The 24,295-nt window shown below is 68.9% G+C and carries 25 protein-coding genes and 1 tRNA gene; 18 read left to right on the forward strand and 8 right to left on the reverse strand.

The window, feature by feature from the left end; all coding sequences use genetic code 11:
• Positions 1-5: 5 nt before the first annotated feature.
• Positions 6-2,129 carry a PAS domain S-box protein gene (locus G578_RS25285; RefSeq protein WP_051244272.1) on the reverse strand — a complete coding sequence of 708 codons (2,124 nt, stop codon included), beginning with the start codon at positions 2,127-2,129 and terminating at the stop codon, positions 6-8.
• A gap of 360 nt (positions 2,130-2,489) precedes the next feature.
• Between G578_RS25285 and G578_RS0107725 the strand changes: the two genes are divergently transcribed.
• The 8 genes from G578_RS0107725 (at position 2,490) to G578_RS0107760 (ending at position 11,040) form a co-directional block, all read left to right on the forward strand.
• Positions 2,490-3,146: a flavin reductase family protein gene (locus G578_RS0107725; protein ID WP_028793745.1), complete on the forward strand. Its 657-nt coding sequence runs from the start codon at positions 2,490-2,492 to the stop codon at positions 3,144-3,146.
• A 131-nt stretch (positions 3,147-3,277) separates the two neighbouring features.
• On the forward strand, positions 3,278-4,060 hold the full coding sequence (locus G578_RS0107730) for an SDR family oxidoreductase (RefSeq protein ID WP_038013868.1): 783 nt from the start codon (positions 3,278-3,280) through the stop codon (positions 4,058-4,060).
• Positions 4,061-4,182: 122 nt separating this feature from the next.
• Positions 4,183-5,295, forward strand: a complete 1,113-nt coding sequence (locus G578_RS0107735; protein ID WP_028793747.1) for an NAD(P)/FAD-dependent oxidoreductase — start codon at positions 4,183-4,185, stop codon at positions 5,293-5,295.
• Between the two features lie 125 nt (positions 5,296-5,420).
• Positions 5,421-5,879: a FecR family protein gene (locus tag G578_RS25290; protein ID WP_038013871.1), complete on the forward strand. Its 459-nt coding sequence runs from the start codon at positions 5,421-5,423 to the stop codon at positions 5,877-5,879.
• A gap of 4 nt (positions 5,880-5,883) precedes the next feature.
• A complete protein-coding gene (locus G578_RS28280) occupies positions 5,884-6,930 on the forward strand; it encodes an OmpA family protein (protein ID WP_051244277.1) in 1,047 nt (348 codons plus the stop codon).
• Between the two features lie 44 nt (positions 6,931-6,974).
• The gene (locus G578_RS25300; protein ID WP_038013875.1) at positions 6,975-9,869 is read left to right on the forward strand and encodes a CHASE2 domain-containing protein; all 2,895 of its coding nucleotides are present in this window, start codon (positions 6,975-6,977) and stop codon (positions 9,867-9,869) included.
• Positions 9,870-9,880: 11 nt separating this feature from the next.
• On the forward strand, positions 9,881-10,348 hold the full coding sequence (locus tag G578_RS0107755; protein ID WP_028793748.1) for a hypothetical protein: 468 nt from the start codon (positions 9,881-9,883) through the stop codon (positions 10,346-10,348).
• The gene (locus G578_RS0107760; protein ID WP_028793749.1) at positions 10,345-11,040 is read left to right on the forward strand and encodes an HTTM domain-containing protein; all 696 of its coding nucleotides are present in this window, start codon (positions 10,345-10,347) and stop codon (positions 11,038-11,040) included. Before G578_RS0107755 ends, G578_RS0107760 begins: the two co-directional genes overlap by 4 nt.
• Before the next feature lie 168 nt (positions 11,041-11,208).
• Here the strand turns inward: G578_RS0107760 and G578_RS0107765 are convergent.
• Positions 11,209-11,285: transfer RNA gene (locus G578_RS0107765), tRNA-Pro, on the reverse strand.
• Between the two features lie 245 nt (positions 11,286-11,530).
• On the opposite strand from G578_RS0107765, the gene G578_RS0107770 reads away from it, so the two are divergent.
• Positions 11,531-12,556 carry an Ldh family oxidoreductase gene (locus G578_RS0107770; RefSeq protein ID WP_028793750.1) on the forward strand — a complete coding sequence of 342 codons (1,026 nt, stop codon included), beginning with the start codon at positions 11,531-11,533 and terminating at the stop codon, positions 12,554-12,556.
• Between the two features lie 80 nt (positions 12,557-12,636).
• Here G578_RS0107770 and G578_RS0107775 read toward each other — a convergent pair whose 3' ends face one another.
• Both G578_RS0107775 and G578_RS0107780 read right to left on the reverse strand, forming a co-directional pair.
• The gene (locus tag G578_RS0107775) at positions 12,637-13,269 is read right to left on the reverse strand and encodes a glutathione S-transferase family protein (RefSeq protein ID WP_028793751.1); all 633 of its coding nucleotides are present in this window, start codon (positions 13,267-13,269) and stop codon (positions 12,637-12,639) included.
• Positions 13,270-13,377: 108 nt separating this feature from the next.
• Complete coding sequence (locus G578_RS0107780) at positions 13,378-14,406, reverse strand: polyprenyl synthetase family protein (RefSeq protein ID WP_028793752.1); 1,029 nt, start codon at positions 14,404-14,406, stop codon at positions 13,378-13,380.
• Between the two features lie 140 nt (positions 14,407-14,546).
• On the opposite strand from G578_RS0107780, the gene G578_RS0107785 reads away from it, so the two are divergent.
• The 6 genes from G578_RS0107785 (at position 14,547) to G578_RS30295 (ending at position 17,513) form a co-directional block, all read left to right on the forward strand.
• The gene (locus tag G578_RS0107785; protein ID WP_028793753.1) at positions 14,547-14,765 is read left to right on the forward strand and encodes a putative signal transducing protein; all 219 of its coding nucleotides are present in this window, start codon (positions 14,547-14,549) and stop codon (positions 14,763-14,765) included.
• Positions 14,766-14,941: 176 nt separating this feature from the next.
• Positions 14,942-15,685 carry a tRNA1(Val) (adenine(37)-N6)-methyltransferase gene (locus tag G578_RS0107790; protein ID WP_342664894.1) on the forward strand — a complete coding sequence of 248 codons (744 nt, stop codon included), beginning with the start codon at positions 14,942-14,944 and terminating at the stop codon, positions 15,683-15,685.
• A gap of 24 nt (positions 15,686-15,709) precedes the next feature.
• The gene (locus G578_RS0107795; protein WP_028793755.1) at positions 15,710-16,552 is read left to right on the forward strand and encodes a S49 family peptidase; all 843 of its coding nucleotides are present in this window, start codon (positions 15,710-15,712) and stop codon (positions 16,550-16,552) included.
• The gene (locus G578_RS0107800; RefSeq protein WP_028793756.1) at positions 16,549-17,079 is read left to right on the forward strand and encodes a GNAT family N-acetyltransferase; all 531 of its coding nucleotides are present in this window, start codon (positions 16,549-16,551) and stop codon (positions 17,077-17,079) included. The genes G578_RS0107795 and G578_RS0107800 overlap by 4 nt, the downstream gene beginning before the upstream one ends.
• A 45-nt stretch (positions 17,080-17,124) precedes the next feature.
• The gene (locus tag G578_RS25305) at positions 17,125-17,364 is read left to right on the forward strand and encodes a hypothetical protein (protein ID WP_038013883.1); all 240 of its coding nucleotides are present in this window, start codon (positions 17,125-17,127) and stop codon (positions 17,362-17,364) included.
• Between the two features lie 23 nt (positions 17,365-17,387).
• Positions 17,388-17,513, forward strand: coding sequence for a hypothetical protein (locus G578_RS30295; protein WP_281169156.1), 126 nt, complete (start codon positions 17,388-17,390; stop codon positions 17,511-17,513).
• Between the two features lie 84 nt (positions 17,514-17,597).
• On the opposite strand, the gene G578_RS0107815 is transcribed toward G578_RS30295, so the two are convergent.
• The 3 genes from G578_RS0107815 to G578_RS0107825 all read right to left on the reverse strand — a co-directional run bounded on the left by G578_RS0107815 (position 17,598) and on the right by G578_RS0107825 (position 19,357).
• Complete coding sequence (locus tag G578_RS0107815) at positions 17,598-18,065, reverse strand: DMT family transporter (protein WP_028793757.1); 468 nt, start codon at positions 18,063-18,065, stop codon at positions 17,598-17,600.
• Between the two features lie 4 nt (positions 18,066-18,069).
• On the reverse strand, positions 18,070-18,627 hold the full coding sequence (locus G578_RS0107820) for a helix-turn-helix domain-containing protein (protein WP_028793758.1): 558 nt from the start codon (positions 18,625-18,627) through the stop codon (positions 18,070-18,072).
• A gap of 247 nt (positions 18,628-18,874) precedes the next feature.
• Complete coding sequence (locus G578_RS0107825; protein ID WP_028793759.1) at positions 18,875-19,357, reverse strand: PaaI family thioesterase; 483 nt, start codon at positions 19,355-19,357, stop codon at positions 18,875-18,877.
• A gap of 212 nt (positions 19,358-19,569) precedes the next feature.
• On the opposite strand from G578_RS0107825, the gene G578_RS0107830 reads away from it, so the two are divergent.
• From G578_RS0107830 to G578_RS0107840, 3 genes are read left to right on the forward strand one after another with little or no spacing between them, the layout of a single operon-like run.
• Positions 19,570-20,496 carry a methylenetetrahydrofolate reductase gene (locus G578_RS0107830; RefSeq protein WP_028793760.1) on the forward strand — a complete coding sequence of 309 codons (927 nt, stop codon included), beginning with the start codon at positions 19,570-19,572 and terminating at the stop codon, positions 20,494-20,496.
• A 31-nt stretch (positions 20,497-20,527) separates the two neighbouring features.
• On the forward strand, positions 20,528-21,436 hold the full coding sequence (locus tag G578_RS0107835) for a methyltetrahydrofolate cobalamin methyltransferase (RefSeq protein ID WP_028793761.1): 909 nt from the start codon (positions 20,528-20,530) through the stop codon (positions 21,434-21,436).
• A 56-nt stretch (positions 21,437-21,492) separates the two neighbouring features.
• Positions 21,493-23,550, forward strand: a complete 2,058-nt coding sequence (locus tag G578_RS0107840) for an ASKHA domain-containing protein (RefSeq protein ID WP_156907233.1) — start codon at positions 21,493-21,495, stop codon at positions 23,548-23,550.
• A gap of 194 nt (positions 23,551-23,744) precedes the next feature.
• Here G578_RS0107840 and G578_RS25310 read toward each other — a convergent pair whose 3' ends face one another.
• The gene (locus tag G578_RS25310; protein ID WP_084618753.1) at positions 23,745-24,266 is read right to left on the reverse strand and encodes a GNAT family N-acetyltransferase; all 522 of its coding nucleotides are present in this window, start codon (positions 24,264-24,266) and stop codon (positions 23,745-23,747) included.
• Positions 24,267-24,295: the final 29 nt, after the last annotated feature.

The raw sequence follows: 24,295 nt of genomic DNA on the forward strand, positions 1-24,295 counted from the left end.
TCCGCTCACCCGTTGGTGCCGGAGCGGAACTGCTCGATCTGCTGCTGGGTCTCCGAGATCAGGCTGGCGATCTCCGTGGAGAGTTCGGCCGAGCGCGACGCCAGGATCTTCACCTCGGAGGCGACGACGGCGAAGCCGCGACCCGCATCCCCGGCCCGCGCCGCCTCGATCGTGGCGTTCAGGGCCAGCAGATTGGTCTGTTCCGACACCCCCGAGATGTTGCCGGCGGTGACATGGATGCGGTTCAGCACCTCGTCCATGATCTCCCGGGTCTTCTCGATCGACGTCCGGCTTGCCGTGGTGTCGGTGGCGTACATGACCACCCGCTGCAGAGAGCCGTGCACGTCGCGCAGCGGCTGGACGGTCGCGGCGAGATAGAGCCGGGCTGCGTTGCCGATGTTCACCGACAGTTCGCGCACCACGGCCTCTCCGGCATGGAGCTGATCGCGTGTCGCCGGGTCGAACAGGCTGTCGAGCGACAGCCCGGCGATGCTCCGCGCGGCGTCGACCGACCGCGCGCCGAGCGCGCTCAGGGCCAGTTCGTTCGCCGCCGACAACCGGCCCTCGCTGTCCCATTCCAGGACGAGGTTCGACTGCTCGATCGCGGTGATCCGGGCGCCGGCTTCCAGGGCGCGCAGCTTCGTCTCGGTGATGTCGACCTGCACCGACACATAGCGCTCGAGCTTGCCCGTCTTGTCGAAGACCGGGTTGATCGACAGCGAGATCCAGTGGGGCTGGCCGTCCTTGGTGTAGTTCAGGATCTCTTCGACGAAGGGCTTGCGCAGCGACAGGTTCTCGCGGATCCGCCGCACCGTCTCGGAATCGGTGTTCTCGCCCTGCAGCATCCGGCCCGGGATCTTGCCCATGGCCTCGTCCGCGCCGTAGCCGGTGAGCCGGGTGAAGCCGGCGTTCACATACTCGATCCGGCCTTCCGCGTCGGTGATGATGACGCTGTTGTCGGTCTCGTTGGCGACCAGGGACAGGATGTTGAAATGCTCTTTCTGGCGGATATCCGCGGTGATGTCCGTGGCGTATTTCACCACCTTGAACGGCCGGCCGCTCATATCGAGGATGGGATTGTAGGAAGCCTCGATCCAGACCTCCTGGCCGTCCTTGCCGATCCGCTTGTACTGACCCGACTGGTAGTGGCCGAGGCCTAGATTGGTCCAGAAACTCTCATAGGCGGAGGCCTTGGCCTCGTTCGGCGCCACGAACATCCGGTGATGTCGACCGACCACCTCGTCGGCCGAGTAGCCCATGGTCTTCAGGAAGTTCTCGTTGGCCTTCAGGATCGTGCCGTCGAGGTCGAACTCGATGACCGCCTGGGATTTGTTGATGGCCTCGATCTGGCCCTCGACATCGGCGAACCGCAGCTTGGAACTGGTGATGTCGGAGGCGAACTTGACCACCTTGTACGGCCGGCCGGCGGCATCGAGGATCGGGTTGTAGGTCGCGCGGATCCAGATCTCGCGCCCGCCCTTGGCCAGCCGCCGGAATTGCCCTTCATGGAATTCGCCGCGGCCGAGGGAATCCCAGAACTGATTGTATTCGCCGGAGTGCTTTTCGGTGTCTTCGACAAACATCGAGTGGTGTTTGCCGACGACCTCCTCGGCCGAGTAGCCCATGGTCGTCAGGAAATTCTCGTTCGCTTCCAGGATCGTGCCGTCGAGCGCGAAATGGATCACCGCCTGGGACCGGCGGATGGCGTTGATCTGCCCCTGGACTTCGGCGGCGCGGCGCTTTTCCTCCGTGATGTCGGTGGCCAGCTTCACCACCTTCACCACGCGCCCGCCCAAGCCCTTGACCGGGTTGTAGGAAGCCTGCAGCCAGATCTCCGAGCCGTCCTTGCGGACCCGGCGGAATTCGCTGCGCAGGAACTGACCTTTGGCCAGCGTCTCCCAGAATTCCCGGTATTCCTTCGATCCCGCATAGTCCTTGCTGACAAACATCGAGTGGTGTTTGCCGATGACGTCGCCCGGCCGGTAGCCCATCGCGTCCAGAAAGTTCTTGTTGGCCCGCAGGATCTTGCCTTTCGGGGTGAACTCGATGATGGCCTGTGATTTGCTCAGCGCGCCTAGAGTCGCGCCAGTCGAGCGCATGCCCAGACCGCCGGTCAGAAGCTCAAACAATGCAACTCTCCTAGTGTGTGTATTCCGGAGTTCCGATCAGCCACATGCTGCTCTCTTGGGCGGAGCGGTGATGGGAAAGTTGAACGGGCGAAGATTGGCGCCGAGTGCTTAGCACTACTCTGCCCGCCGAGGGAATGGATTGTTGAATACAATCATACGATCCTCGGCTTTGATCGGATCATGCGAGGCCCAGGATTTTACAGCTGCCTATATTCGTAAAATCCTAGATATATTGGTTAATTTCTCCGTTGGGGTGAAATTTTCCGGCGGTCGTCGCATCCCCGGGCTCCGCGCATCGACGCGGTTTCGCGGCGCGCTGATCTCTCCTACGGTCTTGCGACAGCGACGAGGAGACACCCGATGCATTACGCCCCCGCGAGCGAGCCCTGCCCGCTGCCGTTCTCGCCCTTCAAGAGCTGCACGGTGCCGCGGCCGATCGGTTGGCTGTCGACGGTTTCCACCGACGGCGTGCCGAACCTGGCGCCGTACAGTCAGTGGCAGAATCTGACCTTCGATCCGCCGATGGTCATGTTCGCCGCCAACCAACTCAGCGACGGGCGGCGCAAGGACACGGTGGTCAACGCCGAGCAGACCGGCTGGTTCGTCTGGAACATGGCCACCTACGACCTGCGCGAGGCGGTGAACATCACCGCCATGGAACTGCCGTGCGAGGTCGACGAGTTCGAGCGCGCCGGGGTGACCAAGGCGCCCTGTATCGACGCCCCGGGACCGCGGGTCGCCGAGAGCCCGGCGCATTTCGAGTGCCGTTACCTGTCCACGCACCGTCTTCAGGGCAACTCGAACCACGGCTGGGTCGACGTGGTCTATGGCGAGGTGGTCCGTATCCACGTGGATGACGCGGTGGTGACGCCGGAGGGCAAGCTCGACATTCCCAGGATCCGGCCGCTCGCCCGCCTCGGCTATTACGACTACACCAGCGTGACCGAGGTCTTCGAGATGCGGGTCCCGGGAGCGAGCGGCGCGGCGGCGGCCGGGTTGGAGGGGCGGTCGCGCTGAACCGGCCCGGCCTCGGGAAGGCGACCGGTTGAAGCGACGGTCCGTGTGCTCCAGAGCACGATCAGGTGTTTCCATCCGATCGGGATTTGCTCTAGGAGGCCACATTCGCATCCACCGCGCCGAGGCTTCCCATGTATAGCGAAGACACGTTCCGCGACGCCCGTGTCGTCATCACCGCCGGCGCGTCCGGGATCGGTCTGGTCTATGCCCGCCGCTTCGCCGCCGCGGGGGCCAGGGTGGCGCTGTGCGATGTCGACGCGGCCGCCGTGGCCGCCGTCGGCGCGGACATCGACGGGTCGATCGCCCGTCCGGCCGACGTCACCGACGAGGCCCAGATGGGGGCGTTCTTCCTGGAGGTGGAGGAGCGATGGGGCGGCGCCGACGTGGTGATCGCCAATGCCGGCACCGGAGGGCCGGCCGGCCTGATCGAGAGCCATAGCCTGGAGGCGTGGCGCGCCTGCCTCGCCGTCAACCTCGACGGTGCCTTCCTGACCTGCCGCTGGGCGGCGCGGGTGTTGAAGGAGGGCGGCGGCGGCTCCCTGATCCTGATGTCGTCCTCGGCCGGGCTGCACGGCTATCCGAACCGCAGCCCCTATGCCACGTCCAAATGGGGCATCATCGGCCTGATGAAGACCCTGGCCATGGAACTCGGGCCTTACGGTGTGCGGGTGAACGCGATCTGCCCAGGCTCGGTGGAGGGCGAGCGCATGGACCGGGTGCTCGCCAACGAGGCGAAGGCGACGGGCCTGACCGAGGCGGAACTGCGGGCGCGATACGTCGCCGGCGTGTCCCTGCGCAGTTGGGTGAGCGCCGACGATGTGGCCGATGCCGCCCTGTTCCTGGCCTCGCCGGCGGGGGCGAAGATCTCCGGCCTGGCCCTCCCAGTGGACGGGCACACCCATTCCCTCGCCTGACGGTTCCGGCCCTGGCCTGACGGTCCCGGCCCGAGCCATCATACTGCATTCAGCCCCTGGCGCCCGGCCCGGGCATCTTCGAAGATGGCGCCGTCGCAACGGTACGGCCCACGGGAGATCGCATGACCCTCATCATCGGCGGCGGCGTCTACGGGGCGGCCGTGGCGTGGCATCTGGCCAAGCGTGGCGAGGCGGTCGAGCTCCTGGAAGCGAAGACGGTCGCCTCCGGCGCCTCCGGCGGGCCGGGACGGCGCGGCGTGCGGGCCAACTGCCGCGATCATCGCGAGCTGCCGCTGATGGCACGGGCGCGGCGGATCTGGCCCGAGCTGCACGAGACCCTGGGCACCGAGCCGCTGTTCGAGCAAACCGGACATCTACAACTGATCGAACGGCCGGTGGACCTGCCCAGGGCGCAGACCCGCGCCGCCCTGCAGACCCGGTTCGGCATTCCCACGTCGTTCCTGAGCGAGGCGGAAATGCGGGAGCTGGAGCCCGGCGTCGCGCCCTTCGTTCAGGCCGCCCTGCACTGTCCGGGGGACGGGGTGGCGTTCCACGCCCGAACCACAAAGGCCTATGCCGAGATGGCCGTGAAGGCGGGTGCGACGATCCGCGAAGGCGTGAAGGTCGAGCGCCTGGTGACGCGGGACGGCAAGGTGGTCGCCGTGGCGGCCGCCGACGGCGACGAGATTCCGGTGCCGGGGCGCCTGTTCATCCTGGCCAACAGCGGCGTGCGGTCGCTGATCAGTCCGTGGCTCGACCTGCCGACCTGGAACCTTGCGCTGCAGGTGCTGGTCTCCAAGCCGCTGACCGACAACCCGGTTCGCCACCTGGTCGGCCATGCCAGCCGCATCCTCTCGCTCAAGCGCGAGCCCGACGGGCGGCTGATGATCTCCGGCGGCCGGCTCGGCTCCTGGAATCACGCCACCGGCCGCGGCACGCCGATTCCGGAGGAGGTCGTCGCCAACGTCGCCGACGCGGTCGCGGTCTATCCCGCCCTGGAGGGCATCGAGATCGACGCGGCGGATACCGATCACCTGGAGGCGGACTCCATCGACGGCATTCCGGTGATCGACCGGCTGCCCGGCAATCCGCATGTGATCTACGCGGCAGGCTGGACCGGCCACGGTTGGGCGATCGCGCCGGCGGTCACCGAACTGCTGGCCGACTGGGCGCTCGAGGATCGCCGCCCGGATCTGCTCGCCCCGTTCGCCTTTGGCCGTTTCGCGGCCGGCTGACAGGTCGTCGGTACGCGCTGTCCAGATTGCAGCGGAACTGTCGACCGCGTTGCTCCGGGAAGGTAGAGTTCCGCCTTAGCCCGCACGGGGGTGGGGGCAATAAGAAACGGACAAAGAGACAGAAAATGCGTGGGTTGCTCTTGGGGCTTCTCCTCGCGCTCTCGGTCGTGTTGCCGACAAGCGCGCAGGATTTCGGGCCGGCCATCGGGACGGTCAAGGTAGTAGATGGCGAAGCGGCCGTGGAACGGGCCGGCGCTGTGATCGTGGCGGTCGAGGGGCTGGATGTCCATCGGGCCGATACCTTGCGGACCGGCGCGGCCGGCGCGGTCGGCGTCACGTTGAACGACGGCACTCTTATTTCGTTGGGCCCGAACTCGCGGTTCGAGCTGTCCTCCTTCGAGTTCGCGCCGCAGCGCGACGCGTTCGGCTTCTTCGGCCAGATCCTGCAGGGAACCATGGTCTATCAGTCCGGCCGGATCGGGAAGATCGCGCCGGAGAACATCCAGATAAAGACGCCGCTCTCGGTCGTCGCGGTCCGGGGCACCCGGTTCGCGGTCCGCGTGCCGGCGCCGGCGGGGAACTGATGCCATGACCGTTCATCTCGCACCGCTCGTCCTTCGCCTCCGCCGCCTCGCGGTCGTGGGGGCGCTCTTGAGCCTCGCCGCCTGCGCGGCCGGCCCCTATGACAGCGACGGCCTGTCGGACCTGCCGCCGCAGGACTCGCCGTTCCTTCGGGATCTGAGCCGCGAATACGCGGCGCTCGGCGACATGGAACGCGCCGAGTACGACTGGCCGGACACGGCCCGCTTCTACGACCGGGCGATCCGCGCCGCCAAGGGTGAGGCCTTCCCGCCGGAGCGGCTCGACGACCGCGCCCTGTCCGACGCGGCGCGGGAGGAACTGGGCGCCGCCCGGGCCCGTCTGGTCGCTCTGTTCGGCGCCGGCGCGCGCTCGATCGTGGGGCCCGACAGCGCCCGCGGCCAGGCGGCGTTCGACTGCTGGATGCAGGAACAGGAGGAGGGGCATCAGGCGGACGACATCGCCCGCTGCCGCGAGATCTTCCTGGCCGCCGTGACGGCGATCGAGTCGGCGGTCGACGGGGCGCTGATCGTGCTGCTGCCGGACACCGACGGGGTGGTCGGCATGATCCGGGTGGAGACCCCGCAGGGTTCTGTGGTGCTCGAGCGCGAGCGCGAAAGCGCGGTGACCGGCGATACCCAGAGCGCGCCGCAGTCGACCGGTACCTTCCTGGTCGCCGATGTGGAGGCCGTGTTCGGCGCGGCCCTGGCCGCCGGACCGACGCCGCCGGTCGCCTTTCTGCTGTATTTCGAGCAGGGGACGGACCGTCTGACGCCGGACTCGGCCCGCAAGCTGAGCGAGGTGCTGGAGGTCGTGGGCCAGCGCAAGCTGCCTCAGGTCGAGGTTTCCGGCCATACGGACCGGAGCGGCTCGGCCGCGTTCAACGACCAGCTCGCCCAGGATCGGGCGGAACTGGTGGCCCAGGAGGTCCTCGGCCTCGGCGTGCCGGAGCGGGTGGTGACGGTCGTCTCCTATGGCGAGCGCGCGCCGGTGGTACCCACCGCCGACGGCGTGTCCGAGGCCCGCAACCGCCGGGTCGAGATCGTGGTCCGGTAGGACGGGAGACGGGTCGCGCGTATGGGTCAACGGCTGAGGGAGCGATGGAGAGCAGGACACCGGGCAGCGCCGACATCCGGCAGGTCGGGGTGACGAGCGAGTTCCAATGGCTCGACGAGCCGGAGGACGGCCGACTCTCCCGGCTCGTGCGCCATGGCCGGCTGATCGCCGCCGGCCTGCTGGGAGTTCTGCTGATCCTGCGCGTCCTCGACGTGGCCCCGCTGCAGATCCTGCGGCTCTGGGGGTTCGATCTGCAGCTGCAGACGCGCGCGCCCGCCGCCGATCCCTCGCCGGTCCTGGCGGTGGACGTGGACGACCGCAGCCTCGCCGCCATGGGCCAGTGGCCCTGGCCCCGGCGCCATCTGGTCGATCTCGTCGACCGGCTGTCCGCCGCCGGCGTCAGGACGGCCGCGTTCAACATCCTGTTCGCCGAGCCGGACCGGATGTCGCCGACCGTGCTGGCCCGGTCGCTGCCGGACCTCGACATCGAGCTGCGCCGGGAACTGGAAGCCCTCGGCGGATACGACGAGGCGCTGGCCCGCGCCATGCGGCGGGTGCCGAGCGTCATCGCCGTCGCCGCCATTCCGGGGTCCGGCGACGCCACGCCCGGACAAGGCGCCCACAACCGGATCGCCGTACGCGGCCATCAGGATCTCGAGAATCTTCCGGCCATCGGCGCGATCATCGAGAACGTCGCCCCGATCCACCAGGCAAGTCGTGGGCAGGGGGTGGTCAGTCTGCTGCCGGAGCCGGACGGCACGGCCCGGCGGGTTCCGACGATCTTCCGGGTCGGCGCCACCCTGCAGCCGGGCATGGCGCTGGACATCGCGCGCGTGGCCCTGCAGCAGCCGAACATGCTGGTCGAGATGCCGTCGCCCCTGGGCATGACCGGCGTGTCGGTCGGCCCGCTGTTCGTGCCCACCGATTCCCAGGGCAGGCTGTGGGTCGATACCGCCCGGCCGGACCGCGTGCCGACGGTCTCGGCGCTCGATGTGCTGTCCGGCGGGGTTTCGGGGGCGGACGTCGCCGGGCGCATCGTGGTGATCGGCAGCTCCGCCGCCGGGGTGGGCGACCGGGTCCGCGTCGGCTTCGGGGGGGCGGTCTCCGGCCTGCAGTTTCAGGCGCTCGCGGTCGACACCATCCTCACCGGCCGCGCACCCTGGCGCGATCCGATCTTCGGCTGGGTCGAGCTTCTGGCCACGGCCCTGGCCGGGCTGCTGCTGATCGGCCTGCTGCCGCGCCTCAGCCCGCATCTGAAGCCCGCCGTCGGCGTCGGGCTCATGGCGGCCGCGCTCGGCGTGTCCGCCTATGCCCAGGCCGGTTTCGGCGCCCTGGTGGACCCCACCTTCTTCTCCGCGACCTCGATCCTCCTGGTCGGCAGCTTCGTGATCGGCGACTACCGTACCGAGACCGTGCTGCGCCGGCGCAACGAGGCGGCCCTGAAGCGCCACGACGCCTATATCCGCGAGGTGATCGACGCCAGTTTCGACGCCATCGTGACGATCGGCGACGACGCCCGGATCCGCACGGCGAACCGGGCGGCCTGCGCCCTGCTGGGGTACCCACAACGGGGGCTCTTAGGTCAGCCGATCTATCAGCGGCTCACGGGGCCCTGGGCGGCGGAGCTGGACCGGGAGCCGGTGGCGACCCTGTCACGGGCGGCGGACCGGCCGGAGACCATCGAGGTGGAATCGCACGGGCCCGAGTGTTCCGGGACCGTGCCGACCGAAATCACCCTTGCCGAATCCATGGCCGGGTCGGAGCGGATCTACATCCTGGTGCTGCGGGACGTCAGTGCCCGCCGGGCGGCGGAGGCCTTCGCCGCACTGTCCACCCAGCGGCTGCATGACGCGGTCGATGCGATCTCCGACGGCTTCGCCCTGTTCGCGCCGGACGGACGGCTGCTGCGCTGCAACGACGCCTATTGCGACATGCTGGATGCCGAGATCGACGGCTCGGACGGCACTCCCTACGGCACGCTGCTGCAGACCCTGGTCGCCGGGCGCCATTGCCCGGCCGAGGCGGTCGGACGAGAGGCGGAGTGGATCGAGGCTCGCCTGTCGGTCTTCGCCGCCCACAGCCAGCGCTACGAGATGGCGACCACGGACGGCCGCTGGTACCAGGTGGACGAGCGGCGCACCGCCGAGGGCGGCATGGTCTGCATCTACTCCGACATCACGGTGATCAAGGACCGTGAGGGCGAGCTGCGGACGGCCATGGAGCGGGCCGAGTTGGCCAGCCAGGCCAAGTCCCAGTTCCTGGCCAATATGAGCCATGAGCTGCGCACCCCGCTCAACGCCATCATCGGCTTCGCCGACATGCTGCGCAGCCAGCCGTTCGGTCCGCTCGGGAGCGACCGCTATCTCGGCTATGCCCGTGACATCTCCGGCAGCGGGTCGCGCCTGCTGAAGATGATCGAGCAGATCCTGGAATTCGCCCGACTGGAGCGGCTGCAGTCGAATATCGACGAGAGCGGCATCGACGTGACGGCGGCGGTCCTCGCGGCGGTGACCGACCTGACCCCCGCGGCGCGCGAGCACGGCGTGCAGATCGACCCCTCGATCCAGCCGTCGCTGCCCGCCCTGCGCGCCGACCCGCAGATGCTCTACCAGATCATCCAGAACCTGCTGGCCAATGCCGTGAAGTTCTCCGCCGAAGGGTCCCGGGTCCGGGTCGCGGTCGGCCTGGACGAGCAGCGCCGCATCGTCCTGACCGTTGCGGACGAGGGCATCGGCATTCCGCAGGACCTGATCGGCCAGATCACCCAGCCGTTCTGGCAGCACCCCGACGCGATGACCAGCTCGCACGAGGGGGTCGGGCTGGGCCTTGCCATCGTCAGCGGTCATGTGCAGGCCCATGACGCGGACCTCTCGGTGGACAGCAGGCTGGGAGCGGGCACCACCATGACGGTGACCTTCCCGTCCTATCGGACGGTCTGAGGCGGCCCGCCGTGCTGCACGCGCTCAAACTGCTGATGCCGGCCCTGTTCCCGTCCTGGCGGTTCTTCGATGTGATTGCGCCGTCGCCGCGCATCGAGGTGGCGATGGTCGACACTCCGGCGCTGGGCGAACCGGACGAGGACGCCTGGCGCACGTGCCGGCCGACGCCGGCGCGCCTGGGTCCGATGGACCGGATCGTGTCGTTGTTCTGGAATCCGCAGTGGAACGAGACGCTGTACCTGGCCACCTGCGCCGAGCGGCTGATGCAGGACGCGGGCGAACACCCCGGCCGGGAGATCCGCCGCCGGCTGCGGCGCGATCTGGCCTCGCAGAGGGACGAGTCTCAGGCGGCCGAGGAGCCCCGCGCGGCCTATTTCCGCTTCCGCCTCGTTTTCGTCAGCCGGCAGGGCGAGCGCCTGCGCCGGGACGTGGCCTATGTCTCGCCCGCCTATCCCACGGTCGATCCGCAGGACCGATGATCCTCGACGACGCCATCCGCCTGACCGAGATCCTGCTCTCGGTCGCCCTGATCCAGCAGAGCCTGGAGCACCTGTTCGGCCTGCCGGACGAGCGCCTGCATTACGCCCTCCGCCTGATCCTGGCGGCCCTGCTGATCGCCGGCGTCCAGCCCGCCTGGATCTGTGCTGCCCTGTTCGTCAACGCCCTGTTCATCCTGCGCCGGTTCCAGGGGCCGTATAACGGCGGCAGCGACCTGCTCAGCCTGCTGCTGATCACCGCCCTGTGCGCGGTTCATCTGATGCCGACCGCGCGCTGGCAGGAGTATGTCTTCGGCTATCTCGCCCTGCAGGTGATCTTCTCCTACTTCAAGTCGGGCTGGTCCAAGGTCGTGCAGGCGGACTGGCGCAGCGGTCGGGCGCTGCGGGACGTATTCCTGTTCTCGGCCTATCCGGTCAGCGCGGCGACGCGCGGCTGGACCGGGTGGCCGCGCCTGCTCTGCGCCATGTCCTGGGCGGTGATCCTGCTGGAACTGCTGTTCCCCCTGGCGCTGATCTCCCAGCCGGCGCTGGTCGCGGCCCTGGCGGCGATGCTCGTGTTCCACCTGGCGAATTTCGTGCTGTTCGGGTTCAACCGGTTCGTCTGGGTGTGGGTCGCCGCCTATCCGTCGCTGATCTGGCTGCAGGCCCGGCTGGAGCCCTTCTGGCAAGGGTGAGCAGACGGGGTTGAGCAGACGGGGTTGAGCAGGCGGGGTGAGCAGACGGGAGAGCCGGGGCATGGCGCCGCCGGATGTCGAGGCCAGGGACCGCGTCGTGAGCCGGCCCGGAGCTTGTGTCGGGGAGGCTGCGCGCAAGGCAGACACGTGCCTCGGGCAGCGAGAAGATGGTCGGGGAGAGAGGATTCGAACCTCCGGCCCCTGCCTCCCGAAGACAGTGCTCTACCAGGCTGAGCTACTCCCCGACCGGACCTTGAGACGGGCCGAAGGACGGCCCGCCGGGAGGCGAGGGCGTCATATAGCGGACCGGCTGCGGCGCATCAAGAACGAACTCACCGCACGATGCACTTCCTTGGCGATCGGCCCGGGCTTCGCGATCGGCGCGGATCCGGCAAACTCCGGGGTTCCGCCGGCCGCCCGGCTCTGCTTTGCTGGCTGCGTGGTCGGCGGGGCGCCGGCCCGATCCCAACGGCACCACGGAGGCCCGCCCATGTCCGCCGGCGACAGCGCGACCGTCACCCTCACCCTGGACGAGGTCCGCGACCTCACCATCCGGTGTTTCCTGGCCAATGGCTGCGACGCGGCCAATGCCGAAGCGGTCGCCGACGTGATCCACAATGCCGAACGCGACGGGGCGAAGAGCCACGGCCTGTTCCGGGTGCCCGGCTACGTCAAGTCGCTGAAGAGCGGCAAGGCGAACGGCCATGCCGTGCCGGTGCTGGAGGACCTGGCCCCGGCGGTGCTTCGGGTGGCGGGCGACGGCGGTTTTGCCCCGCTGGCCCAGCAACTCGGCCGCGAGCCGCTGATCGAGCGCGCCCGGTCCCAGGGCGTGGCAGCCCTGGCGATCACCAACGTCCACCATTTCCAGGCCCTGTGGTACGAGGTCGAACCGCTGGCCGAGGCGGGGCTCTGCGCCTTCGCCTTCACCGCCGCCTTCCCCTATGTGGTCCATCCGGGCGGGCGCACGCCGATCTACGGCACCAACCCGATGTCCTTCGGCTGGCCGCGGCCGGGCAAGGCGCCGATGGTGTTCGACCAGGCCTCCTCCGCGCTTGCCCGGGGCGAGATCATGATCGCCGCCCGCGACGGCCACGACGTGCCGCCGGGCACCGGGATCGACCGGGACGGCAACGAGACCACCGACCCCAAGGCGATTCTGGACGGCGGCGCTCAGCTCCCCTTCGGCGGCTACAAGGGCGCGTCCATCGCGCTCATGGTGGAACTGCTGGCCGGCGCGCTGATCGGCGACAAGTTCAGCTTCGAGGCGTTCGAGAGCGATCCCAAGGACGGCGGCCCGCCCAATGGCGGCGAGTTCATGCTGGCGATCGACCCGGGGCGTCTCGGCGACACCAACGGCTGGGCCGCCCATGCCGAGCTGCTGTTCGAGCGCATCCTGGCCGAGGCGGGAACCCGCCTCCCGGCGGGCCGCCGCCACGCCAACCGGGCGAAGACGGCGACCGAGGGTGCCTCCATCCCGGCGGCGCTGCATGCGGAGATCGTTGGGCTCTGCGGGTAGGGAGCCGTTGTTCTGCGCGAGTCACCCACCGTCGTCCTGAATTCAATTCAGGATGACGGGTGGGGCCCGGGAGTGACCCCTTAAGGCAGCCCGTTCCTTCCGTGCTTCAGATAGGCCGGCCGTTCGCTCAGGGTCTCGTAGTATCGGGCGACGCTCGGATAGTCCGGCTTGCCGTCGAAGCGCAGGTTGAACCAGCGGTTCACCACCAGCCCGATCGGGATGTCGGCCAGGGTGAAGCGTTCCCCGGTCATATACGGCCCGGTCCGGGAGAGATGGGCGTCGAGCTGGCCGACTTCCCTGGTGATGTGCGCGCGGCCCTGCTCGACGAACCAGGGGTGGTTCCACGGCGGCTCGTCGAGCTGGCCGCCGAGAAAGGCGCCGCGCAGGGAGATGGAGGTCTCGTAATTCGCCCAGTCCATCCACTGCTCCACGCCGGCGCGGGCGACCGGGTCGACGGGATACAGGGCGGTGTCGCCGGACACCGTGGCCAGGTAGCGGATGATCGTGTTGCTCTCGCGCAGCACGGTGCCGTCCTCCAGCACCACCGCGGGCACCAGCCCGATCGGGTTGATCGCCTGGAACTCGGGATCCGTCGTCGGCCGGAAGCCGCGACCCCAATCCTCGCGGGTATAGGCCACGCCGAGCTCGTCGCTGGCCCAGAGCACCTTGCGTACGTTGAAGGAATTGGCGCGGCCGAGAATGCGGATCGTCATGGGGTTTGCCCCTCTCTGTTGAGGAGCCATGCTCGGTTGCATGCGGTTGCCGGACAAGGGCGCTTCAGCGCATGAGGTCCATGCTTGCTGAGAAGAGGCGGCCGCCGCTCAGTACGCCCGGTCGACGCAGAAATCGATGACCTCCTCCATCGCCCGGCGGTGGGCGGTGGGGGCGAAGAGGTCGAGGTCGCGATGCGCCGCCTCGGCGTAGTCGCGGGCCCGGTTCAGGCTCTTCGCCAGGGTCCCGTGCTTGGCCATCAGCGCCTGGGCGAAGGCGAGGTCGCCCTCGTCCTGCTCCATGTCGCCGATCACCCGGCTCCAGAACGCCCGCTCCTCGGCGTCGCCGGCGGCATAGGCCAGGATCACCGGCAGGGTCATCTTGCCCTCGCGGAAATCGTCGCCGACCGTCTTGCCCAGCGCTTCCTGCTGGGCCGAGTAGTCGAGCACGTCGTCGACGAGCTGGAACGCCACGCCCAGGTTGCGGCCGAAGGATTCCAGCGCCCGCTCCTCGCTCTCCGGGCGCTCGGCGACCACGGCGCCGATCTGCGAGGCGGCGGCGAACAGCACCGCCGTCTTGCTCTCGATCACCTGGAGATAGGCGGCTTCCGTGGTCTCGATGTCGTTGGTGGTGACGAGCTGATGCACCTCGCCCTCGGCGATGACGGCCGAGGCGTCGGACAGGATCTTCAGCACCTTGAGCGAGCCGTCGGCCACCATGAGCTGGAAGGCGCGGCTGAACAGGAAGTCGCCGACCAGCACGCTGGCCTGATTGCCCCAGACCGCGTTGGCGGTGTCCTTGCCGCGGCGCAGGTTGCTCTCGTCGACCACGTCGTCATGCAGAAGGGTGGCGGTGTGGATGAACTCCACGCAGGCGGCGAGGTCGATGTGCCGGCTGCCCTCGTAGCCGACCAGGCCGGCGGCGGCGAGGGTCAGCATCGGCCGCAGCCGCTTGCCGCCCGACGCGACGATATGGCCGGCGAGCTGCGGGATCAGCGCCACCGGGCTGTGCATCTCGCGGATGATGGTCTCGTTGACCTTGGCCATGTCGTCGGCGACCAGGGCGCGCAGGGCGTCGAAGCTGGGCCTGCGGTCGGCGGCCTCGGGGCCGGACTGGGATGCCGATGCGGTAACGGACACGGGTTCGCTCCTGCGGCGTCGCTTGACGCCTCTGTGTGCTGTGCGAGCATAGAAAGAGCGGTCGCGAGGCGAAGTCAACCGCGTCTCGCCCCGGCCCTGCGCCACAACCGTCCACCGCGAACGTCCGGAGGCAGTGCCGTATGCGGGAACTTCTGCGCACCAACGATCTGGTCCGGCTTTCCTATCTTCAAGCCCTGCTGACCTCGGAAGGCATCGAGCCCCTGGTGCTGGACGGCGGGATGAGCGTCATGGAGGGCAGTGCGGGGGCGATTCCACGCCGGCTGATGGTGGCAAACGACGATTTCGCCGCCGCCAAGGCGCTGCTGGAAGAGGCGGGCGAGACCCTGGACCCGAAATAGGGCTCAGACTCCTTAACCTTCCTCCCCATAACCCTGTCTCACTCCCCGGATTCATTCCGGGGCCTACTTGTGGGCTTTCCGGATGCCGGCGTTCTATCTTCCGCAATCAGTGCCGCGTTTTGGGTAGGCCCCGGAATCAATCCGGGGAGCGACTGGAGGTTGGGGGTGAATGGTAGGTGAGTGATTTGGGCGCGATGGAAACCACCGAGGATCTGCTGCTCGACGGCCGGGTACGGCTGATCCAGCCGAAGACCGGATACCGGGCCGCCGTCGATCCGGTGCTGCTCGCCGCCTCGGTCCCGGCGCGGGCAGGGGAGCGGGCGGTGGATCTCGGCTGCGGCGCGGGGGCCGTCTTCGCCTGTCTCGCCGGCCGGGTGGCCGGGGTGGAGGTGATCGGCGTCGAGCGCGATCCGGCGATGGCCGATCTCGCGCGCCGCGCCCTGGACCTTAATGGCTTCACCGGACGCATCGAGACCGCCGATCTGACCGACCTGCCGGCCACCTGGGAGGCGGGCAGGATCGACCACGTGGTGGCCAACCCGCCCTATCTGCCGTCGGACCGGGCCGACCCCTCGCCGGATGCCGGTCGCGCTGCCGCCGGGGTGGAGGCGGGGTCCGACCTCGCCGACTGGATGGCGGCGGCGCGGCGCTGCCTGCGGCACAAGGGGACGGTGACCGTGGTGCACCGGGCCGACCGGCTGGACGACATCCTGTCGGCCCTGTCCCGGGGCTTCGGATCGGTCGTGATCTTCCCGCTGTTTCCCAAGGCCGGACGGGATGCCGGGCGGGTGCTGGTGCGCGCCATGCGGGGCGGCCGGGCGCCGCTGCGCCTGGCGCCGGGGCTGGTCCTGCACGAGGCCGATGGCGCCTATACCGCGGCGGCGGAGGCGATCCTTCGGGGCGCGCCTCTCGATCTTTGAGGTCCGCCGCCTTATCTATCCGCCATGGCAATTCTAGATCCCATTCTCGACCGGTTCCGCAAGCGTCCGCCGACCGTGTCCGTCGTCACCCTGCGCGGCGTCATCGGCGGCCTCGGCCCGACGCGGCGCGGCCTCTCCCTGGAAACCGTCGCTCCCGTGCTGGAGACGGCCTTCAAGGACAAACACACCACCGCCGTCGCGCTGATCGTCAATTCCCCCGGCGGGTCGCCGGTACAGTCCGATCTGATCGCCCGGCGCATCCGCGACCTGGCGGCCGAGCACGAGAAGCCGGTCACCGCCTTCGTGGAGGACGTCGCCGCATCCGGTGGCTACTGGATCGCCTGCGCGGCCGACGAGATCCTGGTCAATCCGGCCTCCATCGTCGGGTCGATCGGCGTGGTCAGCGCCGGGTTCGGCTTCGTGGAGGCGCTGGACAAGCTGGGGGTCGAGCGGCGCATCCATACCGCGGGCTCGCGCAAGGCGCTGCTCGATCCGTTCAGCCCCGAGCGCGAGGAGGACGTCTCCTACCTCAAGGCGGTCCAGGTCGAGCTGCACCAGCTCTTCATCGACTGGGTCCGCAAGCGGCGCGGCGACAACCTCAAGGCCGAGGAGGAGCCGGAGCTGTTCGAGGGCAAGTTCTGGACCGGAAGGCGCGGCATCGCCATCGGGCTGGCCGACGGCGAGGGCGAGCTGCGCAGCGTGATGCGCGCCCGCCATGGCGACAAGACCCGGTTCCGGCAGGTCGAGCGCCGCCGCTCGCTGTTCGAGCGCCTGCGGTTCGGCGCGTCGGCGGATCCGGTCGCGATCGGCGAGGGTGCCCTGACGGCGATCGGAGAGCGGGCCGTGTGGTCCCGGTTCGGCCTGTGAACACGACGGCGGCGGTATTCGCCACGGTCGAGACCGACCGGCTGATCCTGCAGCCGGTGGACGAACGCCACCGGGCGGACCTGATCGCCTTTCTCGGCACGCCCGAGGTCATGAGCGTGCGCAAGCTTGGCGTGCTCGACGTCGCCGCCGCATCGGCGGTCGTCGATGACATGATCGTCCATTGGCGGGAGCACGGATTCGGCATGTACGCGGTGATCGAGCGCGACAGCGGGGCGTTTCTCGGGGAGTGCGGCCTGCGTTTCCTGGAGGACGGGACCGTGCCGGAGATCAGCTACGGTCTGCACACGTCGGGGCGCGGCAAGGGCTATGCCCGCGAAGCGTCGGTGGCGACCATGGGCCACGGCTTCGGCCCGCTCGGCCTGCGACGGATCGTGGCCTTCGCCCGCGGCGACAACGTGATCTCGCGCACGCTGCTCGAATCCCTCGGCTTCTCGCTCGTGTGGGAGCGGGAGAAGGGCGACTATTCGGTCGTCCATTTCGAAGCGCTGGCACCGGCGGGACCGTGACCATGGGTCTTGCGCGGGGCCAGCTCCTGGGTCAATTCTAGGTTCATGTTCAGTATCTCTAAACTCGTAGCCCTTGCGGCCATCATCGGCATCGTCTGGTTCGGCTTTCGCCTGATCGGTCGCCTCGACGCGGCGCGCAAGGCCAAGGCTTCCGAGAAGGCCGACGGGCGCCAGGATCGCGGCCGGCCCGAGGGGACCCATGGCCGCGACGATGTCGTCGACCTGGTCCGCGACGAGCGCACCGGCGAATATGTGACCCGCGACAGACGGGACGAGCGAACCTGACCGAGCCGCCCTTCGCCGCCGCGGTGCGTCCGTTTTCCGACGCCGAATACGACACCCGCCTCGCCATGGGCCTCGGCGAAACGGTGGTGGTCACCGACGGCGCGCCCGAGGTGCTGGATGGGTTGTCGCGGGAACTGGTGCGGGCGTAATCCGACGGTCTTTCTTCTGACACACCTCCTTATCTTCCAGCACTCCCCGGAACAAATCCGGGGAGTGCGCGTGGAATCAATGAGCTACCGCTCCCATACGATCAGCGCCAGCCCGCCGACCAGCAAGGCAATCCCGACCATCTTCGTCACCGTCAGCGCCCGCACCGCCAGCCCGAAGGCGCCGAACTGGTCATAGGCGATGGCGGCCATGAGCTGGCCGGCGATGACGGCGGTCAGGAACGCGACGACGCCGATCTTCGGCACGGCGGTGATCGACAGCATCACCTGATAGGCGCCGATCAGCCCGCCGGCCCAGACCCAGACCGGGGCCGCGCGCATGTCGGCCAGCTTCGGGAACGGCGCGCCGGCGACCAGGATCAGGCCGATCAGCGCGCTGGTGCCGATGGTGAAGGACAGCAGGGCCGCCGGCAGGGTGCCGCCGACACTGCCGGCCAGCCGGGCGAAGATCGGCCCCTGGGCGGCGATCAGCGCGCCGCCGATCACGGCCAGCAGGATGAGCAGGGCGGTACCGGCCCCGGGAACGGCAGCCATCGCGCTACACCAGGAACAGCAGGTACCGGGCCGGCGCATCCGGTCCGGCCTGGAAGACGGTCGGCCCGTGCAGCCGGTAGCGCAGGCAGTCGCCGGGACCGAGCACGTGATCGGCCCCGTCCACCGTCAGGGTCAGGCCGCCCGACTGCATGACCAGATGGTGCTCCAATCCCTCCACCGGCGGGACCTCGTAGGCGATCCGAGCACCGGCCGGCAACGTGCCCTCGATCACCTCGCCGCGCAGCGCCTCGGCCGGTGGGGAGACCGCGCGGCGGGCGAATCCCGTGGCCGGGTCGTGCCAGGCGGCCTGGGCCTCGGCCGGCACCTTGGCGGCGAAACCCTGCTCCACCATCTGGATCAGCCGCGACATCGGCATCCGGTAGGCCGCGCAGAGCTTGCCCAGCGCCTCCGCCGAGGGGCTGACCTCGGCATTCTCCATGCGAGACAGAGTGGCGCGGCTGACCCCGCTGAGTTTTGCCAGGGTGTCCAGCGACCAGCCGGCCTCCTGGCGCAGACGCTTCAGCCGGTCGGCGAGGCGGGGAGTGAAGTCGTCGAAAGGCATGGCATTCTCGTACTAGGGAATATTTCCCAATTATGAGATAATGTGACGGCCGTCAGTCAAGCGGCTTTCGCTCTCACACTTCACCTTCGTCGTCTTCCCGGCCCTGAGCCGGGATCTAGAAGCGGGAGCAGCCGGAACGGTCGAGAACGCTCTGCGGCGCTCCGGCGGGCGTCACCCTCGGTCCCGGCGCAGGGCCGGGAAGACGGGCGAGGGGAGGTGCGGCGGTCCTCCGCGGTGGGGCGGTCCTCTAAAGGATCAGGCACGTCGTCGTCGCGTGCGCGAAGACCTTGCCCGTGCCGTCGACCAGTTTCGCCTCCGCCGTTGCGGTGCGGCGGCCGCTGTGGACGACCTGTCCCTCCGCCCGCAGCACGCCCGTGTCCGGTCCGGCGCCCCGGGTGATGTGGACCTTGTATTCCAGCGTCGTATAGCCGGTGCCCGCCGGCAGCGTGGAATGCACCGCGCAGCCCATGGCGCTGTCCAGGATCGTGCCGTACCAGCCGCCATGCAGGGTGCCGGCCGGGTTGGTGAGAAACGCCTGCCAGTCGCCCTCGAACACCGCCCGGCCCTGGCTGACCTCGGCCAGGCGAAAGCCCATGGTGGCGGCGATGCTCGGCGCCGGCAGGTCGCCGTCCTTGATCCGGGTCAGCAGGGTCAGGCCGTCCAGGGTACGGGTCGCCTCGCTAAGCGGGGCGGGGTCGGCCCAGGAATAGGTGCGGCTGCGCTCGGACATCGGGTCTCGCCTTCGTAAGAGTGATGGTCGCCGAAGTTCCTGTGCCCCAGGCGGTGCGGGCGCGCAATCCAATCCTCGTCATGGCCGTTTGTCGGATTTGGGATTGAGGATGGCGAGATGCGGCAATCCGTCTCGGCCGGCTGGCCTCATATAGGGCGAGAGACCGGCGCGACCCGAAGGAAATGGGGCCGGCAGGGAAAAAGGGGATTGGGATGGCACCTGCGAGCGCGCGTGACGTGATCAGCCTGATCGACGGCTTCTCCGTCGAGACCACGCCGGCCTCCGCCGCGAAGGTCGACTGCTTCGCCGACCATCTGGCCCCTGGAACCACGGTCAACGTCACCTTCCTGCCGGGCAGCGCGATCGACGACACCATCGCCGTGGCGACACGCCTGCGCCGCGAAGGCTTCGAGCCGGTGCCGCATATCGCCGCCCGCTCCATCGCCGACAGCGCGATGCTGGACCGTACGCTCGGCCGGCTGAAGGACGAGGCCGGGGTGACCCAGGCCCTGGTCATCGCCGGCGGGCTCGACCACCCGCTGGGCGCGTTCGCGTCGTCCATGGATCTGCTGGCCACCGGCCAGTTCGAGGCGCATGGGATCGCCAAGATCGGAGTCGCCGGCCATCCCGAGGGCAGCCCCGATATCGACGAGACGGCCCTGAAGGACGCGCTGCTCTGGAAGAACCGCTTCGCTGCCGAGCGCGGGCTGGAGATGTATATCGAGACCCAGTTCTGCTTCGACGCCGCCGCCATCATCGCCTGGGACAGGCGGATCCGGAGCTGGGGCAACACCCTGCCGATCCATCTCGGCGTGCCGGGCCTGGCGACCCTGAAGACCCTGCTGAAATTCGCCCAGATGTCAGGCATCGGCCCGTCCATCCGCGTGCTGACCCGACAGGCGCGGAACCTCGCCAAGCTGATGCTGGTGCAGGCGCCCGACCGGCTGCTGCTCGATCTCGCGGCCTACCAGGCCGGCGACCCGGATTGCGGCATCGAAAAGCTGCACTTCTACCCGTTCGGCGGCCTCGCCAAGACGGCGGAGTGGGCCAACGCGGTGGCATCCGGCGACTTCATCGTGGACGACCGCAAGGCCGCTATCCTTCTCGGCGCGTCCGACCAGGCCCGCGCGGCCTCCTGACCCCGCCATCCCGCATTCGGAGACGCGCCCCATGGTCGATACCATCGTCAGTTCCGCCACCAAGGAAATCGCCATCGGCTTCGAGCGGCCGTTCTGCGTGATCGGCGAGCGGATCAACCCGACCGGCCGCAAGCTGCTGGCCGCCGAAATGGCCGCCGGCGACTTCAGCCGGGTCGAGTCCGACGCCCGTGCCCAGGTCGAGGCCGGCGCCACCATGCTGGACGTCAACGCCGGCATCCCGCTGGCCGACGAGCCGGCGATCCTGGCCCAGTCGATCAAGCTTGTGCAGTCGATCACCGACGTACCGCTGTCGATCGACAGCTCGATCGTCGAGGCGCTGGAGGCGGGGCTCGCGGTCTATCAGGGCAAGGCGCTGGTCAACTCCGTCACCGGCGAGGAGGAGCGGCTGGAGGTCGTCCTGCCGCTGATCAAGAAATACGGCGCCGCCGTGGTCGCGATCTCCAACGACGAGACCGGCATCTCCGAGGACCCGGACGTGCGTTTCGAGGTGGCGAAGAAGATCGTCGAGCGAGCCGCCGATTTCGGCATCTCCCGGGCCGACGTGGTGGTCGATCCGCTGGTCATGCCGGTCGGCGCGCTGAACAGGGCCGGCCATTCCGCCATGCGCCTGATCCGCCGGCTGCGCGACGAACTCGGCGTGAACACCACCTGCGGCGCCTCGAACATCTCCTTCGGCCTGCCGAACCGCCACGCGCTGAACGCGTCGTTCCTGTCGATGGCGATCGGCTCCGGCATGACCTCGGCGATCATGAACCCGCTGCATGCCGAGGAGATGGCCGGCGTCATGGGCGCCGACGTGATGATGGGCCACGACCCCGAGTGCCGGCGCTGGATCAAGCGCTTCCGCGAGCCGGCGGCGGAAGGTCAGGAGGCACTGGGCGCGCGCGGCGGCCGCGAGCGCCGGCGCCGCCGGGCCTGAGGAGCAACCGACGAGCCACACACCGGAGAAACGCCGCAGCGCCTATGGATGACGTGATGCCCACCGCCGGCCCGACCGGGCCCGCCTCGAACGACGAGGCGGGGGAGGCTTTCGTTGTCTTCACGCCATCCGGCCGTCGCGGCACCTTCCCGATCGGAACGCCGGTGCTGCAGGCGGCCCGGGCGCTCGGTGTCGATATCGACTCGGTCTGCGGCGGGCGCGGCATCTGCGGCCGCTGCCAGGTCACGCTGAGCGAAGGCAGCTTCACCAAGTTCCAGGTCGACAGCCGGGCCGCCAACCTCTCCGACCCGGCGCGCAACGAGCTGCGCTACCGCGACAAGCGCGGCCTTGCTCCCGGCCGACGGCTGTCCTGCTCGACCCAGCTTCTCGGCAATGCCGTCATCGACGTGCCGGAGACCAGCCAGGTCCACCGCCAGATCGTGCGCAAGCGCGCCGAGGTTCGGGCGATCGAGATCAACCCGATCCACAAGCTGCATTACGTGGAAGTGCGCCAGCCCGACATGCACGAGCCGTCGGGCGATTTCCGGCGCCTGTGCGAGAGCCTGCGCGAGCAGTGGCCGGACTGGGGCATCGCCGACGACGTGACCTGCGACCTGCCGGTGCTGGGCTATCTGCAGAAGGCGCTGCGCGAGGGCGACTGGAAGGTGACGGTCTGCCTGCGCGAGGGGCGACGGGTCACCGGCGTGTGGCCGGGCTTCAAGGGCAAGATCTACGGCCTCGCCGTCGATATCGGCTCCACCACCATGTCGGCCCATCTCTGCGATCTCGCCACCGGCGAGGTGGCGGCGTCCAGCGGCGTGATGAACCCGCAGATCCGCTTCGGCGAGGATCTGATGAGCCGGGTCTCCTACGTGATGATGAACCCGGGCGGCGAGGTCGAGCTGACCAAGGTCGTGCGCGAGGCGGTGAACCACCTGTCTTCCCAGGTCGCCCAGGAGGCCGGGATCGACGTGGAGGACATCGTCGACCTGGTCTTCGTCGGCAATCCGATCATGCACCACCTGATGCTGGGCATCGACCCGACGGAGCTGGGCGGCGCGCCCTTCGCGCTGGCCATCGACACGGCGGTGAACGTGCATGCCGGCGAACTCGGCATCACCCTGCATCCCGACGCCCGCGCCTACGGGTTGCCCTGCATCGCCGGGCATGTGGGCGCCGATACCGCGGCGGTGATCCTGTCGGAGGGCCCGCACCACCAGGACGAGATGACCCTGATCGTCGATGTCGGCACCAATGCGGAGATCGTGCTGGGTAACCGCCAGCGGCTGCTCGCCGCGTCGTCGCCGACGGGCCCGGCCTTCGAGGGCGCGCAGATCACCTGCGGCCAGCGCGCCGCCCCCGGCGCCATCGAGCGGGTGCGCATCGATCCGGAGACCCTGGAGCCCCGGTTCAAGGTGATCGGCGTCGATGTCTGGTCGGACGAGGACGGCTTCCAGTCCGAGGCCTGGCGCACCGGGGTCACCGGCATCTGCGGTTCCGGCATCATCGAGGTACTGGCCGAGATGGTGCTGACCGGGCTGCTGAAGACCGACGGTACGATCGACGGCGCCATGGCGGCGCGTACGCCGCGGATCGAGAGCGACGGCCGCACCTTCTCCTACCGCCTGTCGCCGGAGGTGGTGATCACCCAGACCGACGTGCGGGCGATCCAGCTTGCCAAGGCGGCGCTTTATGCCGGGGCGGCGCTGCTGATGGACAAGCTGGGGGTGGAAACCGTCGACCGGATCATCCTGGCCGGCGCCTTCGGCAGCCATATCGACACCAAATACGCCATGATCCTGGGCATGATTCCGGACTGCCGCCTGGACAAGGTCTGGTCGGTCGGCAACGCCGCCGGCACCGGCGCCCGCATGGCGCTGCTCAACGCCGAGGCGCGGCGCGAGATCGAGCGCGTGGTGCGCCGGGTGGAGAAAGTGGAGACGGCGGTCGAGCCGAAGTTCCAGGAGCATTTCATCGATGCGATGGCCCTGCCGCACCGCACGGCACCGTTCCCGAATCTGTCGGCAGCGGTGACTCTCCCCGAGCGGTCCGACCCGGCCGAGGCGGGCAGCGAGGGCGACGGCCGTCGACGCCGGCGCAGACGGGGGGGGTAGGGCGGCTTCTTTCAGCCTCCCACCCGTCTTCCCGGCCTTGCGCCGGGATTCAGGGGGACGCTTGCCTGAACGCCTCAGAGATTTCTCGACCGCTCCAGCGGCTCTCATTCTCGGTCCCGGCGTAAGGCCGGGAAGACGGAATAGGGAGAGTGAGAGAGTGAGAGGGTGAGAGAGCGGGTAGAGAAAGCGCCCCCTCACATCCCGCTCAGCTTCTTCGCCAGCTTTACCGACCCCCGTCCAGCTTCGGCCATCTCGACCCAGCCCTGGGCGCGGTAGAACCGCTCGGCCCGGGTCTCCCGGGCGGTGACCAGCCAGGCGATGCGGTGGCCGAGGCGGATCAGATCGCCCAGGGCCCGGCGCATCAGGGCGCGGCCGATGGTCTTGCCCTCATGGGCGGGGTGCACGTACAGCATTTCCACCGACCCGGCCCTTGCGTCGACGGCGACGAATCCGACGATGGCCGGCCCGATCGACAGCACCCAGCACAGCCCAGCCTTCAGAAACGGATGCACCGCCGCGTCGAAGCTGGCCGCCGTTTCGAACTGACGATTCTCGCGCACGGCGGCGACGATCTGGTACAGGCGCTCGATGTCCTCCGGCACACCGCGCCGCGACCGTGCCTCCACCGGCGGCGCTGCCTGTTTGCGTCCGATCAATCCCATGGCATCGACGATACCCGGGTGGCGGCGGGTGGCAATATGCCGAACGCGTGACATGTTGAAGGCGTCCCGTTTGATCCAGAGGC

The sequence above is a fragment of the Thalassobaculum salexigens DSM 19539 genome, assembly GCF_000423805.1.
In the GTDB taxonomy this organism is placed as follows: domain Bacteria; phylum Pseudomonadota; class Alphaproteobacteria; order Thalassobaculales; family Thalassobaculaceae; genus Thalassobaculum; species Thalassobaculum litoreum.

Coding starts and splice junctions, on each gene's coding strand:
- G578_RS0107795 (WP_028793755.1), top strand. CDS start 15,710: ATGGCAATTCTAGATCCCATTCTCGACCGGTTCCGCAAGCGTCCGCCG.
- G578_RS0107775 (WP_028793751.1), bottom strand. CDS start 13,269: ATGACGATCCGCATTCTCGGCCGCGCCAATTCCTTCAACGTACGCAAG.
- G578_RS0107730 (WP_038013868.1), top strand. CDS start 3,278: ATGTATAGCGAAGACACGTTCCGCGACGCCCGTGTCGTCATCACCGCC.
- G578_RS0107840 (WP_156907233.1), top strand. CDS start 21,493: ATGCCCACCGCCGGCCCGACCGGGCCCGCCTCGAACGACGAGGCGGGG.
- G578_RS0107820 (WP_028793758.1), bottom strand. CDS start 18,627: ATGCCTTTCGACGACTTCACTCCCCGCCTCGCCGACCGGCTGAAGCGT.
- G578_RS0107815 (WP_028793757.1), bottom strand. CDS start 18,065: ATGGCTGCCGTTCCCGGGGCCGGTACCGCCCTGCTCATCCTGCTGGCC.
- G578_RS0107785 (WP_028793753.1), top strand. CDS start 14,547: ATGCGGGAACTTCTGCGCACCAACGATCTGGTCCGGCTTTCCTATCTT.
- G578_RS0107760 (WP_028793749.1), top strand. CDS start 10,345: ATGATCCTCGACGACGCCATCCGCCTGACCGAGATCCTGCTCTCGGTC.
- G578_RS0107830 (WP_028793760.1), top strand. CDS start 19,570: ATGGCACCTGCGAGCGCGCGTGACGTGATCAGCCTGATCGACGGCTTC.
- G578_RS0107735 (WP_028793747.1), top strand. CDS start 4,183: ATGACCCTCATCATCGGCGGCGGCGTCTACGGGGCGGCCGTGGCGTGG.
- G578_RS25290 (WP_038013871.1), top strand. CDS start 5,421: ATGCGTGGGTTGCTCTTGGGGCTTCTCCTCGCGCTCTCGGTCGTGTTG.
- G578_RS0107770 (WP_028793750.1), top strand. CDS start 11,531: ATGTCCGCCGGCGACAGCGCGACCGTCACCCTCACCCTGGACGAGGTC.
- G578_RS25300 (WP_038013875.1), top strand. CDS start 6,975: ATGGAGAGCAGGACACCGGGCAGCGCCGACATCCGGCAGGTCGGGGTG.
- G578_RS28280 (WP_051244277.1), top strand. CDS start 5,884: ATGACCGTTCATCTCGCACCGCTCGTCCTTCGCCTCCGCCGCCTCGCG.
- G578_RS25310 (WP_084618753.1), bottom strand. CDS start 24,266: ATGTCACGCGTTCGGCATATTGCCACCCGCCGCCACCCGGGTATCGTC.
- G578_RS0107725 (WP_028793745.1), top strand. CDS start 2,490: ATGCATTACGCCCCCGCGAGCGAGCCCTGCCCGCTGCCGTTCTCGCCC.
- G578_RS0107835 (WP_028793761.1), top strand. CDS start 20,528: ATGGTCGATACCATCGTCAGTTCCGCCACCAAGGAAATCGCCATCGGC.
- G578_RS0107825 (WP_028793759.1), bottom strand. CDS start 19,357: ATGTCCGAGCGCAGCCGCACCTATTCCTGGGCCGACCCCGCCCCGCTT.
- G578_RS25305 (WP_038013883.1), top strand. CDS start 17,125: ATGTTCAGTATCTCTAAACTCGTAGCCCTTGCGGCCATCATCGGCATC.